A 15,239-nucleotide genomic window follows, 5' to 3' on the forward strand; every position below is an offset into this window, starting at 1 on the left:
GTTCATCTTCGTTCATGTTTCGATTTTCGCGCGGAAGCCGCTAGAAGCCGCCTCATGATGCAGACGCTGACCATCGCCCGCATGGGCCATCAGGGCGACGGGATCGCCGACACCGCCGACGGCCCGGTCTTCGTGCCCGGCGCCTTGCCGGGCGAAGTCGTCGCCGCCGAGGTCAAGGACGGCCGGGCCGAGCGCTTCGACCTGATCGAGGCCAGCCCTGATCGGCGCCCGATCCACTCGCAGACCTATGCCGAATGCGGCGTGGCGCCGCTGCAGCACTGGGCCGAGGAACCCTATCTGGCGTGGAAGCGCGAGGTGGTGATCCAGACGCTGGCGCGCGAGGGCTTGGAGACTGAGGTGGAGGCGGCGGTGGCCACGCCGCTGGCCAGCCGCCGTCGCCTGGCGCTGCACGCGCGCAAGCTGCCGGACGGGCGGGTCATTCTGGGGTTCAAGGCACGCAAGTCGTGGCGGGTGGTCGAACTGACCGACTGTCCATTGTCGGATCCGCAACTGACGGCGGCTCTGCCTGCGCTCGCCAAGATCGCCGCGCCCTTGCTGGGGCATCCCAAATCGGCGCCGACGCTGCACGTCACCCTGACCGACAGCGGTCTGGACGTCGATGTGACCGGCGTCGAAAAGCGGTCAGGCGGCCTCAATGGAGATCAACTGGCGCTGTCCATCGCGGCGGCGGCCGAGGCGGATCTGGCGCGGCTCAGTCTGGATGGCGAGACGCTGGTCATGGCGCGCCAGCCGCGCGTGCGGGTCGGGCGTGCGTCAGTGCCTTTGCCGCCGGGCGCTTTTCTTCAGGCGTCGCCTGCCGCCGAAGCAGCCATGGTCGCGCGCGCGGTCGCGGCGGTGAAAGGGGCCAAGAAGGTCGCCGACCTGTTCTGTGGGGCCGGAACCTTCACCTTCCCGCTGGCGGAGGTGGCCAGCGTCATGGCCGCCGATTCCGCCGCCGCCTCCATCGCGGCCCTGAAGGCGGGCGTGAGTACGGCCCAAGGCCTGAAGGGTATTGAGGCCCAGGCGCGCGATCTGTTCCGCCGTCCCTTGTCGCCCTATGACCTCAAGGGCTGCGAAGCCATCGTTCTGGACCCCCGCGCGCGGGCGCGTTGGAGCAGACGCAGCAACTGCCCGGCACGAAGGCGTCGGTCATCGTCGGGGTGTCGTGCAATCCCCAGACCTTTGCTCGGGACGCGCGGGTGCTGGTCGACGCCGGTTTCCGGCTGGAGAAAGTCACGCCGATCGATCAGTTCATCTGGTCGACCCATATCGAACTGGTCGGCGTCTTCCGGCGCTAATCAGGACGCCAGATCGAACAGGTCCAGTTGCGGTCGGGCGTCTGCCGGGACGCGGAACTGGGTCATGTCGAGCACACGACGCGGCCCATCCAGCCCATAGCGTTTGACCGCGGCCTTGAAGCGCGTAGCGATCAGTTCGGCGACGGGGCCGGTTCCCTTCATTCGCTGCGACCAGTCGGGATCATAGTCCTTGCCGCCGCGCGTCTGGCGGATCAGGGACATGACGCGCGCCGCGCGTTCAGGGCGAGCGTCGGCCAGCCATTCTCGGAACAGGTCCTTGATTTCCAGCGGTAGGCGCAGGGTCACATACATGGCCGAGGTCGCCCCGGCCTTCTGAGCCGCCTCCAGCACCGATTCCAGCTCATGGTCGTTCAGGCCAGGGATGACGGGGGCGAAGCCGACGCCGACCGGGCAGCCGGCGTCAGCGAGGCGGCTGATCGCCTCCAGCCGCTTGGCGGGGTTGAGGCGCGCGGCTCCATCGCCCGCGCCAGCTTGCGGTCCAGGGTGGTGATGGAGACGAAGGCGGAGGCCAGGCCCTTTCGTCCCATGTCGCCCAGGATGTCGGCGTCGCGCGCGATCAACACCGACTTGGTGATGATGCTGAAGGGTGGTTGAACCGCTGCATCACCTCGAGGATCGAGCGCGTAGAAGCTGTCTCGCGCTCGACCGGCTGATAGGGGTCGGTATTGCCCCCTATGTGGATACGCCGACAGACGTACCGGGGCTTCGAGAGCTCTTGTTCCAGCAGACGCGCGGCGTCGGGCTTGAAGAAGATCCGGCTCTCGAAATCCAGGCCCGGGGATAGGCCCATCCAGGCATGGGACGGACGGGCGTAGCAGTAGATGCAGCCATGTTCGCAGCCCTTGTAGGGGTTGATGGAGCGATCGAAGCCGATATCCGGACTCGTGTTCTTGGCGATGATGGTGCGAGCGCGTTCCGGGGACAGGGTGGTGCGAAGCGGGGCCGCCGCCTCGTCCTGATCCGTCCAGCCGTCGTCATAGGCCTCGCGTCGGTCGGCTTCGTACCGACCCGAGGCGTTGGAGCGCGCGCCGCGTCCGTTAATCGCCTTACTCATGACTGCAGGATGCAGGACGAGACAGAACAAAGCAAGAACAAATAGGGCGGCGGGCGACAGGCGCGCCGATCTGCCTCGGATCAGCGTCGAGCGGAGGCGCTAGGCCTGCGGTCGCGGCGTTCGCCGCCGGGGCGGGGGCCTTCCCGCCGCCAGCGGACGGACAAGGAGGTGTCGCCTTCGCCGCCGAACTTAGAGGCCACGGCAAGGTTGCGGCGCACCTGCCACTCCACGCTGACCGCAGCCCCGCGTTCTCCGCCGCCGATGACTTCCAGGTAGACGTCGTCGGTGATGTAGCGGCCGCCCGCGACGGTGAGGCTGGAGGCCTCGCCGCTGAAGGACAGGCGGTCCAGCCCGGCCAGTTCGCGCAGGTTGCCGATCACGTCGAAGCCCCCGCCGCCGGCCAAGGACGCCACCGCCGATGCGAGCTGGGCCGCCTCGAACGGCGACAGTTGCGCCGCCGATCGGCCGAAGAGCACCTGGGACAGGATTTCATCCTGGGGCAGGGCAGGGGTGGAGGTCAGCTGGATCTTGGGTTCGGCCGCGGTCCCGGTGACCTTGATCACGGCTGTCAGCGCCGGGTCCTCGCGAACAGCCTCAAGGTTCAGACGAATCCGCGCGGGGTCGGTCGACAAGGTGACGGAGCCGCGATCATCAAAGACAAAGCGCTTGCCTGCGAACTCATAGTCGCCGCGCACGACGTTGGCCGTGCCGGACAACTGGGGATCGGCGATGGTGCCGCGCACGCGCGCATTGGCGGACAGTTCGACGTTCAGCCCGCGTCCGCGCACGTGGATTTCCCGTCCGGTCAGGTTGAGGTTCAGGCCGATCCTGGGACCGCCCCGCGCCTTCTCCTCGGCTTCGACAGGGTCGCCGCCGGGGCGGTTGATCTCGACCACGTCCATTTTGACGATGCCGTTGGAGCCGGGCAGGTTCGGCGAGATCTCGGCCTCGTCGATGTTCAGGTCGCCGGTCAGCTGGATGTTGCCGTCGCCGCCGCGCACGGCGGTCAGGCCCGTTGGCGCGGGCCTGGGCGATGTCGTTGTCGATGATGCGGAAGCGCGTCAGCTCCAGGCGCAAGGTCGAGGGCGATCCTTGACGCAGGCCCAGATCGCCATTGCCGGACACCTCGCCTTTCAGCCCATCGGTAGCCTGGAACCGCTCGATGACGGCCTGGCTGTCGTTGAAGCGGCTGGCGAGGGTCACATTCTCCAGGCGCAGGCCCGAGGCGCTGTCGCGGAAGGCGCCTTGCGTCATGTCCAGTCGGCCGTTCAGGCGCGGCGCGTTCAGCGTGCCCGCCAGCGTGGCCTGACCGTTCACCTGACCGGACAGGGATTGGGCGCCGCCCAGGAACAGGTCCCAGATCGGCTGGATCTGCCCACGAATAGCCACCTGGCCCGACATGTCCCGGGTCCGGGCGATGGCCAGACGCAAGGGGGCGGCCGAGGTTTCGACCGGCAGGCTGACGTCGGCTGTCGCCTGGACGGCGGTTCCGTCATGGGCCTGGGCGCGCAGGCGCACGACGTCGCCGGTCAGGTCGGCGTTCAGCGTGCCGTCGACCGCCAGACCGCGCGGCGCGTCGATGCTGCGCAGCTGTTTCAGGTCCACATTGGCCGAGCCGCGCAGAGCGTCGCCTTGGCCTTGCATGGAGATGCGGCCGGTGACCTGACCGCGAAGATCGGGGAGGAGCGAACCCATTTCGACATTGGTCATGTCGGCTTGAATGGCCGCACCCTGCTTGTCCTGCTTCAGTTCGCCGGTCAGGACGCCGCCGCCGACGCCCAGGTCCAGGCGCGCCACGCGGCCATCGCCGTTGATGGCGAAGACGGCGGGGGCGCGGGTGGTGAAGGCGATGTCGCGCACGCGGCCGCCGCCGCGCAGCGTCAGGCTCTGCGCCGGGCCCTGGCGGGAGTATTCGCCCGCGCCGTTGAACTGGACCGGATTGGCGCCGCCCACGTCGGCGGCCACGGTGAAGGGCAGGCGGTCCAGCGTGCCCTGGCCCTTCAGCGACAGGTTGCGCAGGGTCCAGTCCTGACCCGTCAGGCGCACGTTGCGGCCGGTCACGTCCAGCACGGCGGTCTGATCGCCCGCGCCCTCGGTCAGGCGCACGCGGCCGTTGGCCTCGCCCGAGGCCAGGAAGGCGCCCTGGCGCGCGGTGAAGGTCAGATCGGCGCTGGAGGGGAAGTTGTTCGACAGGGCCACGTCGCCCTGGGCCGTGACCCCGCCGGCGTTCACGTCGACATCCGACAGGCGCAGACGCGGACCGCCCAGATAGAAGTTGCCCGAGGCGCGCGCCGGTCCGTAGTTCGAGCCGGAGGTCAGTAAAATGCGGCCGTCAGAGGCGTCGGCGCCCTTGCGGAAGCTGAGGATCAAGTCAGCGTTGGTCAGGATCAGCCCGCCCGCAGCCACCTTGTCGAAGGCGGCGCGCAGGTCGGCGCGCGGCTGGGCCAGGGTGCCGGTCAGGGCGCCGTCGCCCGACATGGCGCCATCGATGGCGACCGGGCCGACGCCGAACGGGCCGCGCGCGTCCCAGTCCAGGGCGAGGCGCAGTTTAGAGCCTTCGATACGCCCCTTGGCGCCTGCGCGTCCGGCGGCGCCGGTCAGTTCGCCGGTGTTGATGGAGACGACGCCGTCGTTCAGCGAACCGGCCAGTTGCAGACGCGGTTGGGCGCCCAGCAGACGATCCAGCTCTTCCATGCCGATGGCCATGCGCGAGCCGCGCCCGTCGAAGCTGAGGACCCAGGGCGCGCCGGCTCTTGCCGAGGAAGCGCGGATCGGTCCGCCGAAGGCGCCCCTAGCGCCGTTTCGGATGCGCGACAGGTCTGTCAGTTCGGCGCGACCCGTAAAGTTCAGGCCGCCGTTCAGGCTGCGTCCGCCCGAGCCGGTCAGGGTCAGGCCCTGGCCGCGCGCATCGACCTTTTTCAGCAGCATGGCGCCATCGGCCATGCGGGCGCCCTCCATCTGGATACGCGGCGTCGAGCCCAGGAGCGCTCCGATGATGCCTGCTGACGAACCGCCGACAGCGCGGACGTCTGTCGTCACGTCGATGCGGCCCTTGTTGGCGGCGATATTGACCGGGCCGGAGATACGCGTGGCGCGATAGGAGGCGATGTCAGCGTTGAGCAAGCTGGCGGAGCCCTGCAGGCTCCATGCCTGAGCGTCGCCCTTGAACACGCCGGTATAGGCGGCCGGACCGGCGACCGGGCTGCCGACCAGACGGCTGAGCGACGGTGTCGTCACTTCCAGGTTGATGCCTTCCGGCGCGGTGTTGTCCGTCGTGCGGATCAGGCCGCGCGCGCTGGATTCGATGTTGTCGGCGTACAGGCCAGGCCACGCCCTGATAGCCCTCACGTTTGGCGTCCGGCGTCATGGCGAAGCCGAAGCGCGCGGTGCGGCCGATGCGCTCGACGAACGGCTGCAGCAGGTCGGAGCCCGAGAAGTCGGCATAGCCCGAGACCTTGGCGCCGTTGTCGCCATAGGTCCCCTTGACCAGCAGGGGGCGGAATTGGCCGGTCTGCACGGTCACGTCGATGACCTCGCCGTTCACCACGGCGACGGCCGAGAAGGGCTGGTCGGGAGAATAGCCCAGCGAACCGGCGATCGGCCCGCCCTGGGCCTCATTGGCGCGCAGGTTGACGCGCAGGTCTTCGGGCTTGTCGCCGAAGGCGGCGGCCAAGCGCAGGTAGTCGCCCTTGCGGTTCAGGCTATAGGCGTTGACGTTGGCGGTCTTGACGCCCTTGCGCGGAATGGCGGCGTCGCCGCTCAGCGTCCAGCGGCCATATTCCTTGGAGAAATCCTCCATCAATTCGACATTGGCGCTGAAGCGGTCGATGTCGATGGAGATGGCTTGCGGGCCGCCCGGCTCGGTGGGCGCCTCCAACTCAGGGCGACGCAGCAGACGGATCTGACCCGCGCTGACTTCGGTGGCGTGAAAACGTCGCGCCAGAAGGGGCCAATAGGACCAGTCGACGCGCACGTCGGTCGCTTCGAGCCAGACGCCCTTTTCGTCGGTCACGGTGATGCGTCTCAGGCGGAAATCGTTGAACAGGTCGCCCTGCAGGCCTTCGACGTTGATACGTCCGTAGCGGCTGATCTTCTTGCCGGCGACGAAGCTGGTGATCAGTTCGCGGCCCGGATCGGAAACCAGATACATCCGCCCGCCGACCAGGGCGACGATGACCAGCGCCAGAACGCCAGCCGAAACGATCCCTGCGATGAAGGCGGCCAGTTGAAGCCGGGTGCGTTTGCGCTTCGCCTTTTCAGCGGGCGTGTCGGCGACGTCTGCGCCCGTTTCGTGAGGCGGAGGAGTGTCGGTCAAAACGCCTGGCCGATGCTGATGTAGAGCTGGAATCCGGAATCGCCTTCGCGCTTGTTCAGCGGGAAGGCGATGTCGGCGCGGACGGGACCGAACGGCAGCTTGTAGCGGACGCCGACCCCTGCGCCGTAACGCATATTGCTGAAGTTCGGCGTTTCCTGAAAGCCAACGGCGCCGCCGTCGACAAAGGCGACAGCCTGGAACTTCTCGCCGATATCGCGTCGCACCTCCAGCGAGGTTTCAAACAGCGACAGGCCGCCGCGCGGACGGTTGTCCGGCAGGCGCGGGTTGATGCTCTGATAGGAATAGCCGCGCACCGAGCCGCCGCCGCCGGAGTAGAACAGGCGGTCAGAGGGCACCGTCAGCTCTTCGCCGCCGATGATCGAGCCGATACGGGCGCGCCCGGCCAGAACCGTCTTGGCGCCGTCCTGCAGCGGCAGATAGGCGCTGGCCTGACCCTCGGTGCGCAGGAACATGACCGTATCCTCGCCCGTCACGGCGGTCGGCTGGGCCGAAACGGACAGGCGGTAGCCGGTCGTCGGGTTCAGCGGATCATTGGAGCGGTCCATATAGGCGCTGCCCCGCAGGGTGACGATGGCCAGATCCCGGTCCAGGGTGATCGGTGTCTGCGTCTCGGGATCGAAGCGGTATTCCGTGTATCGCCCGGCGTCCACGCCGACCCCGTAGCTGAACCATGAGGTCTTGCCGAGCCGCTGCGACAGGTCCGCGGCCATGGTCAGGGCGCTGCGGTCATAGGCGTCGGTCTGTTCGTTGACGATGAAGGACGACAGTTTCAGCGTCCGGCCCGCCCGCCGCCAGTGGGGCTGCGACCACTCGCCGCCGATGCGACTGTCGATGCTGGCGATCCGCGCGCCGTACCGCAGCGTGTCGGCGCGGCCGAAGCGGTTGTAGCGGGTGCGGAAGACATCGACGCCGACGCCTTCGTAGGTCGAATAGCTGGCGCCCGCCTCAAGCAGGCTGACCGGCCGATCCGCCAGGGTGACGACAACCGGCCTCAAGCCGTCCGGGCGCGTATCGTCCAGAGACGACAGGGCGACGCCCACGCCGTCATAGACCCCGGTGTCCAGCAGGCGGCGCTCAAGCTCGGCGACGTCTTCTGGATCGTAGCGGTCGCCTTCACGCCAGGGGACAAGGCTCTGGACCCAATCGGGCTTGGTCGGCCCGCGCGTGCGCAACTGGATGCCGTCCAACCGCACCAGTTCGCCCGACGCCACATTGAAGCCAGGCTCCACCAGAAAAGTCGCGTGATCCACGACGACGCGGCGGGGCTGGGCGACGGCGTCGGCATAGCCGCGACGGGTCAGATCGGCGATCAAGCGTCCCTCAGCCGCCAGCACGTCGGCCGCTCGGCCGGGCTCGCCGGGCTTCAGCTTGATGTTCTCTATCACCGCGGCGCTGGTGTCTGCGTCCGGGGCAGGCGCGCTCCAGTTGACCTTGGCTTCGCCCAGAAGGAACCGGCGGCCGGGCGTGACCTCGACGATGGCCACAGGCGTTTCCTCGCCTTCGACCTGATCCTGGACCGTGGCCTGATAATAGCCCTCAGACCGCAACAGGGCCTGCGCCGATTCCAGCGCCGCCCGCGCGCGACGACGGGCTTCAAAGCGATTGGCCGGCGCGCCGTCGACCTGGCCCACCGCCTGTTCCAGCTGTCGTTTCAGATCGGCGTCGATCTCGCCGCGAATCTGGGCCCTCGGCTCGGCAGCCGCCTGTGTGGCGAAGGCGCACAGGGCCGCGGTGGCGAGAAGGAGGGGGAGCCTCGACGTCAAATCTGAACCCTGTGTAGTGGTGAACGCGCCGCACTTAGCCGTCTACGCCGATGGAATCAGTAAAACAGCGTATCGCTTTCAGGCTGCACCGTCTCCTCGGACGACCGCTGGTCGGGCGGCAGGGCCTCGACAGGCGCGGTCGACGGCGTGTCGGGGGCTTCTGCTGCTGTCGGCGCGGCGGCGTCCTCGGCGGCGGGGGTTTCGGGTTCGACGACCGGCGCGGGGGCAGGGGCCGGTTCCCGGCTAGGCTCCTCGCAGGCCGCCAGCGCAGCGACGCCGCCCAGGGCGACGGCGCCGAGCAGCAGACGCTTCGGAATGAATTGGCTCATGGATATTCCCCCTTTCAGGGGCTGGAAACGTGAAAAAGGGCGCGGAGGTTCCCGCTCGACACGGTGTGGCTCCGACTCTCTGAACGCAATCTGAACCTGAACGAGCGTTGCGGCCCCTCTTCCAGACCCTTTCCGGCCTGGCATATCCGGGGTGTTTGTTTTCCCACAAATTTTCCGAAATATCGGCTTGCCGGATCAGAAACTCGACCGTATGTTCCGCGCCTCTTCGCAGACGCGATGTGCGCCCCTAGCTCAGTTGGTTAGAGCATCTGACTTTTAATCAGAGGGTCCCCGGTTCGAGCCCGGGGGGCGTACCACTTCCCACTCAGAAATCATTGCATGGTGAGGCGGCCTGTTGGCCTCGTGACCTGAAACAGCGCCTTGGCGAGACGCTGGTCCATATGTCACGCGCTGAGCGGCAAACGCACCGTGAAGCAGCTGCCCCGGCCAGGGCCTTCGCTGACGAGATCGATCGTGCCTTCGTGCAGTTCGACCAACTGCTTGACCAGGGCCAGGCCGATGCCCAGACCGTCGCGGGAGCGGTCGTCGGGGCCCTTGGACTGGGCGAACAGTTCAAAGATCCGGCCTTTCAGCTCAGGCGAGACGCCGATGCCGTTGTCGGCGACATTAATCGGATCTGATCTTCCTCGCTGTCGACGGACAGGTGGATGCGGCCTTTGCAAGGGGTGTATTTGGCGGCGTTGGCGAGCAGGTTGCTGATCACCTGGGACAGGCGGGTGAAGTCGCCGTGCAACCACACCGGCTCGGGCGGCACGGAGACCGTTAGCTCGTGCGACGCCGCCTCGATTTTCGGGCGGCTGGTGTCGATGGCGGAGTCGATGACGCTTTGCAGGCTTATCCGTTCGCGTTTGAGCGAAATTTTGCCTTGGTCGATGCGGGCGACGTCCAGAAGGTCTTCGATCAGACGCGAAAGGTGATGAGCCTGGACCTCCATGCGGGCGTGAATCACCGCCTTGCGCTCTTCGTCCGACTGGCGTTGCAGCAGCTGAAGTCCGGCGTGAATAGCCATGATGGGATTGCGCAGTTCATGGCCCAGCATGGCGATGAAATCGTTCTTGCGCCGATCCGCCTCGCGCAGGGCGTTGGCGTATGCCTTTAGTTCGTCGCGCTGGGCGAGGCTTTCCATGCGCTGGCGATACAGGTCGATGAAGACCTTGGCCTTGCTGCGCAGTATGTCCGCCTCGATCGGTTTTTGGATGAAGTCCACCGCGCCCGCTTCATAGCCCCTGAAGCGGCGCTGAAGGTCGGCGCTCCCAGCCGTGACGAAGATGATAGGGATATGGCGGACGTTCACATTGCCGCGCATGAACTCGGCCAACTGAAAACCGTCCATGCCAGGCATCTGCACGTCGAGCAGGGCCAGGGCGACATCATGAACCAGCAAAAGTTCCAGCGCTTCGTCGCCCGAACGGGCCTTCAGGCAGACGACGCCCTCGCTTTTCAGCAGAGCTTCCAGCGCCAGCAGGTTTTCCTCCAGATCGTCGACCAGCAGGAGATGAATCGGCTGTTCCGTGCTGGTCATTCTCTGTCGAGACCTTTCAGATAGTCGGCGATGCGTTCGAGCGGCAGCACGAGCGCGGCGTTACAGGCCTGATAGGCAGCCTGAGGCATGGCCCGGGCATAGGCGGCCGCCGGGTCCTGCACCAGGGCGACGCCGCCCGCGGCGTGCACCGCCTTGAGCCCGGCTGCTCCGTCATTGTTAGCGCCGGTCAGGATGATGCCGATCAAGCCCTCGCCATAGGCGTCCGCCGCGCTCTCGAACAGCACGTCAATGGAGGGGCGTGAATAGTTGATCGCTTCGTCGGATGACAGGGCCAGGTCGCCGTTTTCTTCAACCAGGAGATGGTAATCGGAGGGGGCGAAGTAGACCACTCCAGGACGGGCCGTTTCCTTGTCCTCGGCCTCCTTCACCTTGAGCCCGCATTTGGCCTCGAAAAGAGGCGCCAGAACATTGCTGCGGTCGGCCGGGACGTGAAGGACGACGAAGATCGGCCAGGGAAAGTCTGCAGGCAAGGCGGGCAGCAGGGCGAGCAGAGCCTGGACGCCCCCGGCGGAGGCGCCGATCACCACGGCCCGGTCCGAGGCGCGGCTCATGGCTCGCGTTTCCTGTAGATTTTTTCTTCGGGCACAAACTCGGTGAAGGCGGCTGCGTGCTTCGAAAAGCGCAGGCTTTCCTTAGACCCCACGCCCAGGAACCCTTGTCGCGCCAGAGAATCCTTGAACAGCCCGACGGCCCGGTCCTGAAGACCTCGGTCGAAATAGATCATCACGTTGCGGCAGGAGATCAACTGCATCTCCGCAAAGACGGCGTCCGTGACCAGGCTGTGATCCGAGAAGACGACATTGGCGCGCAGCGACTTGTCGAAGACGGCCCGCCCATAGTCCGCCGTGTAGTAGTCGGAGAGGGATGATCGCCCGCCTGAATTTTGATGGTTTTCAGTGAATTTGCGGATGCGGTCGAGCGGATAGATCCCGGCCTCGGCGGCCCTCAGGGCCTCAGGATTGATGTCCGTGGCGTAGAACAGCGTACGGTCGAACAGGCCTTCTTCGCGAAACAGAATGGCCATGGAATAGAGCTCTTCGCCGGCGCTGCAGCCCGCGATCCAGACCTTCAGCGACGGATAGGTGCGCAGGTGAGGCAGAACCTGTTCGCGCAGGGCCCGGAAATAGCCGGGATCGCGGAACATCTCGCTGACCTGAACGGTCAGAAATGCGAGAAGACGCGGCAGCATTTCGGGATCGTGCAGCACGCGTTCCTGAAGGGCCGTCAGGCTGGGCATGTTGAAATGGCTGCGCGCCTGCAACAGACGGCGTTTAATGGACGCTCGCGCGTAGTGGCGGAAGTCGTAATGGTAGCGCTGGTATAACGCTTCCAGCAGCAGGCCGATCTCGATGTCTTCGGTCTGGTGGGGCATGAACGGGCTCAGCGCGGCATCCAGACGCGCACGAGGGACAGCAGCTTGTCCACGTCCAGCGGCTTGGCCATGTAGTCGTTGGCGCCGGCCGCCATGCAGCGTTCCTGATCGTCCGGCATGGCCTTGGCCGTAAGCATCAGCACCGGCAAAGTCTTCCAGCGCGGATCTTTTCTCAGCTCGCGGGTCGCCGTCAGACCGTCCATGACCGGCATCATCACATCCATCAGAACCAGATCGACCGCCTGGGACGGGTCGGTGGATGAGCGCTCCAGCGCCTCCAGCGCCTCCTTGCCGTTGCGGGCGATCTCGACCAGGGCGCCGCGCGGTTCGAGCACATTGGTCAAGGAATAGACGTTCCGCACGTCGTCCTCGACGATCAGAATGCGCCGGCCCTCGAGAACAGCGTCGCGGTTGCGGGCCTTGCGGATCATCTTCTGCTGCTCGGGCGGCAGTTCCGAAACGACCTGGTGCAGGAACAGGGAGACCTCGTCCAGAAGCCGTTCCGGCGACTTGGCGCCCTTGATGATGATGGAGCTGGAATAGCGGCGCAGCTGCTGCTCGTGATCAGGCGACAGATCCCGGCCGGTGTAGACGATGACCGGCGGGAAGCTGTGGCCGGTGTCGCGGCTGAGGGTCTCCAGAAGAGAGAAGCCCGAGGCGTCCGGCAGCGTCAGGTCCAGCACCATGCAGTCGAAAGTCTGGGTCTTGAGTTGCTCCAGACACTCTGCGGCGGTGCCGACGCCGACCGTCTCGACGTCGCCGGAACTCAGCAGGCGGCTGACCGCATCGCGCTGAACTAGGTCGTCCTCGACGATCAGGACGCGCCGGACGGTGCGGGTCAGCTTTTCCTCCAGGTTGCGCAGGACCTCGGCGAGGTCTTCCCGCTTCACCGGCTTGATCAGATAGCCGATCGCTCCCAGCGAAAGGGCGGTCTGGCTGTGATCTTCGCCCGAGACGACGTGGATGGGGATGTGGCGGGTGTCGTCGTCGCGCTTGAGTTCGTCCAGAACGGTCAGGCCGGACTGGTCGGGCAGGCCGATATCCAGCACGACCGCGCTGGGGCGGTGGCGTTTCGCCAGCTTCAGCGCTTCTTCCGCCGTACCGGCGACGATGCATTTGAAGCCCAGTTCGCGGGACAGATCGCGCACGATGGCGGCGAACCGGCCGTCGTCTTCGACCACCAGCAGCAGCCGTCGGTTTCCGGCGAGGTTGTCCCGGTCGTCCTCAACGCTTGCAGACAGAGGGCGAGGGGCGGCGGGCCTGGGGCTCGACGCCGCCGGAGAAGGCGGCGGGGCGCGGCCGCGGACGCAGCCTTACGCGAAGCCACCCGTCCGGCGTCATAGATCCGCGGGAGAACAAGGGTGAAGACGCTGCCTTCGCCGACGCGGCTTTTCAGCTCGATCGGCCGCCGAGAAGACGCGCCAGTTCGCGCGAGATTGAGAGCCCCAGCCCTGTTCCGCCGTATTTGCGGCTGATGGTGCCGTCCGCCTGCTGGAAGGCCTCGAAAACGCCCTTCTGCTGCTCGGGTGAAATGCCGATGCCGGTGTCTGAGACCGCGAAGGCGATCTCGTCGCCGGGCAGGGCGGATATGCCCAGTTTAACCAAGCCGCTTTCGGTAATTTGAAGGCGTTGGACAACAGGTTCTTGAGAATTTGCTCAAGCCGCTGACGGTCCGTCTCCATCAGATCGACGCTCGCATCCACCTCAATCTCGAACGGCAGGCCGCGATCATCGGCGATGGGCTGGAAGGTCTGACGGAGGTCCTCGGTCAGCCGCTGCATCGAGACGGCTTCCGGGTGCGCCTGGATGTGGCCGGCCTCGATCTTGGACAGGTCCAAGATGTCGTTGATCAGGGCCAGAAGATCGTTCCCCGACGACTGAATGGTGCGGGCGTAGTTGACCTGTTCCTCCGACAGGCTCCCCTCGGGATTGTCCGCCAGCAACTTGGACAGGATCAGCAGAGAATTCAGCGGCGTCCGCAACTCGTGGGACATGTTGGCCAGGAAGTCGGACTTGTACTGGCTGGCTTGCTCCAGTTCGCGGGCCTTGAGCGTGAGGGCGGCGGCGCCGCGCTCCAGGTCGTCGCGCTGGGTTTCCAGGATCTGAGCCTGTTCCTCCAGCTGGCTATTGGTCTGTTCCAATTCAGCTTGCTGCTGTTCGAGGCGGAACTGGGATTCCTTGAGCGCCCGACCCTGTTCTTCCAGCTCTTCGTTAGAGACGCGGAGGCTCCTCGCTTTGAACCTGGAGCTCCTCGGATTGGCGCTGGGTTTCCTCCAGCATATTCTGCAACTGGGCGCGATAGCGGGCCGAGCGCAGGGCGGTTCCGATGGCGGGGCCGACCTCTTCGAGCAGGGAGACCAGTCGGTCATCCGGCGCATGGAGGAAGCCTAGCTCCATCACCGCGTTTACGGCGCCGTCAGCCCGCGCCGGGGCGATAACCAGATGGCGGGGCTTATCGCGCCCGAGCGCCGAGCCGATTGTCAGATAGCCGTCCGGCACATCGGTTATGGTCAGGATTTCGCCCTCTGAGGCCACTTGGCCCAGCAGGCCTTCCCGCTGACCAAATCGCTGGGGGACGGAAGCGTCGGAGGGAACGCCGAGCGCTGCGACCCGGCGGTAAAGGCCGCCCTCGCCCTTGAAAAGCGCCGCCGCCTGGACCCCGGTATAGCGACCGAGATAGGCCAGGATGTTGTCGGCGAGCATCTCAAGCGACTGGTCGCCCATCATGGCCGCGGCCAGACCCACCTGGCCTTCATGCAACCACTCCTGCCGCGCGCGGCTGCGTGCAGAACGGCGGATCAGGGTGAAAACGCTTACGCTCAGCACCGCTCCCAACAGCCCGGACAACAGGCCGCTGATCAACGCCGTGCGATAGGCAGCGTCCATTTCGTTCAGGCGCAGGCGCCGCACGCGTTGTTCTTCCTGACGCATCAACGCGATCTGGTCGCGAATGGCGTCCATCTCGCGAAGGCCGTGACCAGAGGACATGCGTGAGATCGCCCCCTGAACGCCTTCGGCGCGGCGGGCTTGAAGCGTGGCGTCCAGCTCGCTCATCTTGGCGGCGAGATGACGGCGCAGCTCATTCAGGTGCGCCTGCTGCGTCGGGTTGTCGCGGGTTAAACCCGTCAACTTTTCCAGCTGGTGCGTCAGGTCGCGCGACGCCGCCTCGTATGGCTCGAGGTATTGCACATCGCCGGTCAGCAGATAGCCTCGCTGCCCGGTTTCGGCGTTTTGCGCCGCCGACAGCAGCTCGTCGACAGCGACGATCACCTCGTGGGTGTGAATGATCTGCCGGTTGTTTGCGCGCAGAACATCCACATTGCGCCACGCGACAAGGCCGGTAGCGAGGAAAAAGGCCAGGACGAGCGCCATTCCGAGCGTCGCCAGTTTTTCCATCTTCGACCCTGCGGACGGACGGCTTGGTGATTTCATTACGAAGAGCCTCTGTGACGACCGTGCTCGAGCCCCATCCGGGCGCGTCACCGACGCAGCCATATCCTAG

The 15,239-nt window shown here is 66.1% G+C and carries 11 protein-coding genes, 1 tRNA gene and 4 pseudogenes; 2 read left to right on the forward strand and 14 right to left on the reverse strand.

Annotation, left to right across the window (positions count from 1 at the left end; all coding sequences use genetic code 11):
- Window positions 1-57: 57 nt before the first annotated feature.
- A pseudogene (locus V8F63_RS11950) lies at window positions 58-1,298 on the forward strand (TRAM domain-containing protein).
- On the opposite strand, the pseudogene V8F63_RS11955 reads toward V8F63_RS11950, so the two are convergent.
- From V8F63_RS11955 to V8F63_RS11980, 6 genes and pseudogenes are all read right to left on the reverse strand, one after another.
- Window positions 1,299-2,373, reverse strand: a pseudogene (locus tag V8F63_RS11955) (PA0069 family radical SAM protein).
- 80 nt (window positions 2,374-2,453) lie between these two features.
- Window positions 2,454-3,374: a translocation/assembly module TamB domain-containing protein gene (locus V8F63_RS11960; protein WP_392353361.1), complete on the reverse strand. Its 921-nt coding sequence runs from the start codon at window positions 3,372-3,374 to the stop codon at window positions 2,454-2,456.
- A gap of 295 nt (window positions 3,375-3,669) precedes the next feature.
- Window positions 3,670-5,331: pseudogene (locus tag V8F63_RS11965) on the reverse strand (hypothetical protein); the annotation flags it as partial.
- 151 nt (window positions 5,332-5,482) lie between these two features.
- Window positions 5,483-6,688, reverse strand: a complete 1,206-nt coding sequence (locus V8F63_RS11970) for a hypothetical protein (RefSeq protein WP_392353363.1) — start codon at window positions 6,686-6,688, stop codon at window positions 5,483-5,485.
- Window positions 6,685-8,472 (reverse strand): autotransporter assembly complex family protein, encoded by a 1,788-nt coding sequence (locus V8F63_RS11975; protein ID WP_025976821.1) that lies wholly within the window; start codon window positions 8,470-8,472, stop codon window positions 6,685-6,687. Before V8F63_RS11975 ends, V8F63_RS11970 begins: the two co-directional genes overlap by 4 nt.
- Window positions 8,473-8,528: 56 nt before the next feature.
- Window positions 8,529-8,801 (reverse strand): hypothetical protein, encoded by a 273-nt coding sequence (locus tag V8F63_RS11980; RefSeq protein WP_134580654.1) that lies wholly within the window; start codon window positions 8,799-8,801, stop codon window positions 8,529-8,531.
- Window positions 8,802-9,042: 241 nt separating this feature from the next.
- Here V8F63_RS11980 and V8F63_RS11985 point away from each other — a divergent pair.
- Window positions 9,043-9,118, forward strand: a tRNA-Lys gene (locus tag V8F63_RS11985).
- A gap of 87 nt (window positions 9,119-9,205) precedes the next feature.
- Here the strand turns inward: V8F63_RS11985 and V8F63_RS11990 are convergent.
- The 8 genes and pseudogenes from V8F63_RS11990 to V8F63_RS12025 all read right to left on the reverse strand — a co-directional run bounded on the left by V8F63_RS11990 (window position 9,206) and on the right by V8F63_RS12025 (window position 15,133).
- Window positions 9,206-9,484, reverse strand: coding sequence for an ATP-binding protein (locus tag V8F63_RS11990; RefSeq protein WP_392353364.1), 279 nt, complete (start codon window positions 9,482-9,484; stop codon window positions 9,206-9,208).
- The gene (locus V8F63_RS11995) at window positions 9,391-10,344 is read right to left on the reverse strand and encodes a hybrid sensor histidine kinase/response regulator (protein ID WP_392353366.1); all 954 of its coding nucleotides are present in this window, start codon (window positions 10,342-10,344) and stop codon (window positions 9,391-9,393) included. The genes V8F63_RS11990 and V8F63_RS11995 overlap by 94 nt, the downstream gene beginning before the upstream one ends.
- Window positions 10,341-10,916, reverse strand: a complete 576-nt coding sequence (locus V8F63_RS12000) for a chemotaxis protein CheB (RefSeq protein ID WP_025976824.1) — start codon at window positions 10,914-10,916, stop codon at window positions 10,341-10,343. Before V8F63_RS12000 ends, V8F63_RS11995 begins: the two co-directional genes overlap by 4 nt.
- Window positions 10,913-11,737, reverse strand: a complete 825-nt coding sequence (locus V8F63_RS12005) for a protein-glutamate O-methyltransferase CheR (protein ID WP_025976825.1) — start codon at window positions 11,735-11,737, stop codon at window positions 10,913-10,915. Before V8F63_RS12005 ends, V8F63_RS12000 begins: the two co-directional genes overlap by 4 nt.
- Before the next feature lie 8 nt (window positions 11,738-11,745).
- Entirely contained in the window at window positions 11,746-12,918 is a 1,173-nt protein-coding gene (locus V8F63_RS12010; RefSeq protein WP_392353367.1) for a response regulator, read from the reverse strand.
- A 211-nt stretch (window positions 12,919-13,129) separates the two neighbouring features.
- The gene (locus tag V8F63_RS12015) at window positions 13,130-13,342 is read right to left on the reverse strand and encodes an ATP-binding protein (RefSeq protein ID WP_392355086.1); all 213 of its coding nucleotides are present in this window, start codon (window positions 13,340-13,342) and stop codon (window positions 13,130-13,132) included.
- 266 nt (window positions 13,343-13,608) lie between these two features.
- Window positions 13,609-13,731: pseudogene (locus tag V8F63_RS12020) on the reverse strand (histidine kinase dimerization/phospho-acceptor domain-containing protein); the annotation flags it as partial.
- 217 nt (window positions 13,732-13,948) lie between these two features.
- Window positions 13,949-15,133, reverse strand: a complete 1,185-nt coding sequence (locus tag V8F63_RS12025) for a CHASE3 domain-containing protein (protein ID WP_392353368.1) — start codon at window positions 15,131-15,133, stop codon at window positions 13,949-13,951.
- Window positions 15,134-15,239 lie beyond the last annotated feature (106 nt).

This window comes from Brevundimonas sp. LF-1 (assembly GCF_037055305.1).
In the GTDB taxonomy this organism is placed as follows: Bacteria; Pseudomonadota; Alphaproteobacteria; order Caulobacterales; family Caulobacteraceae; genus Brevundimonas; species Brevundimonas sanguinis.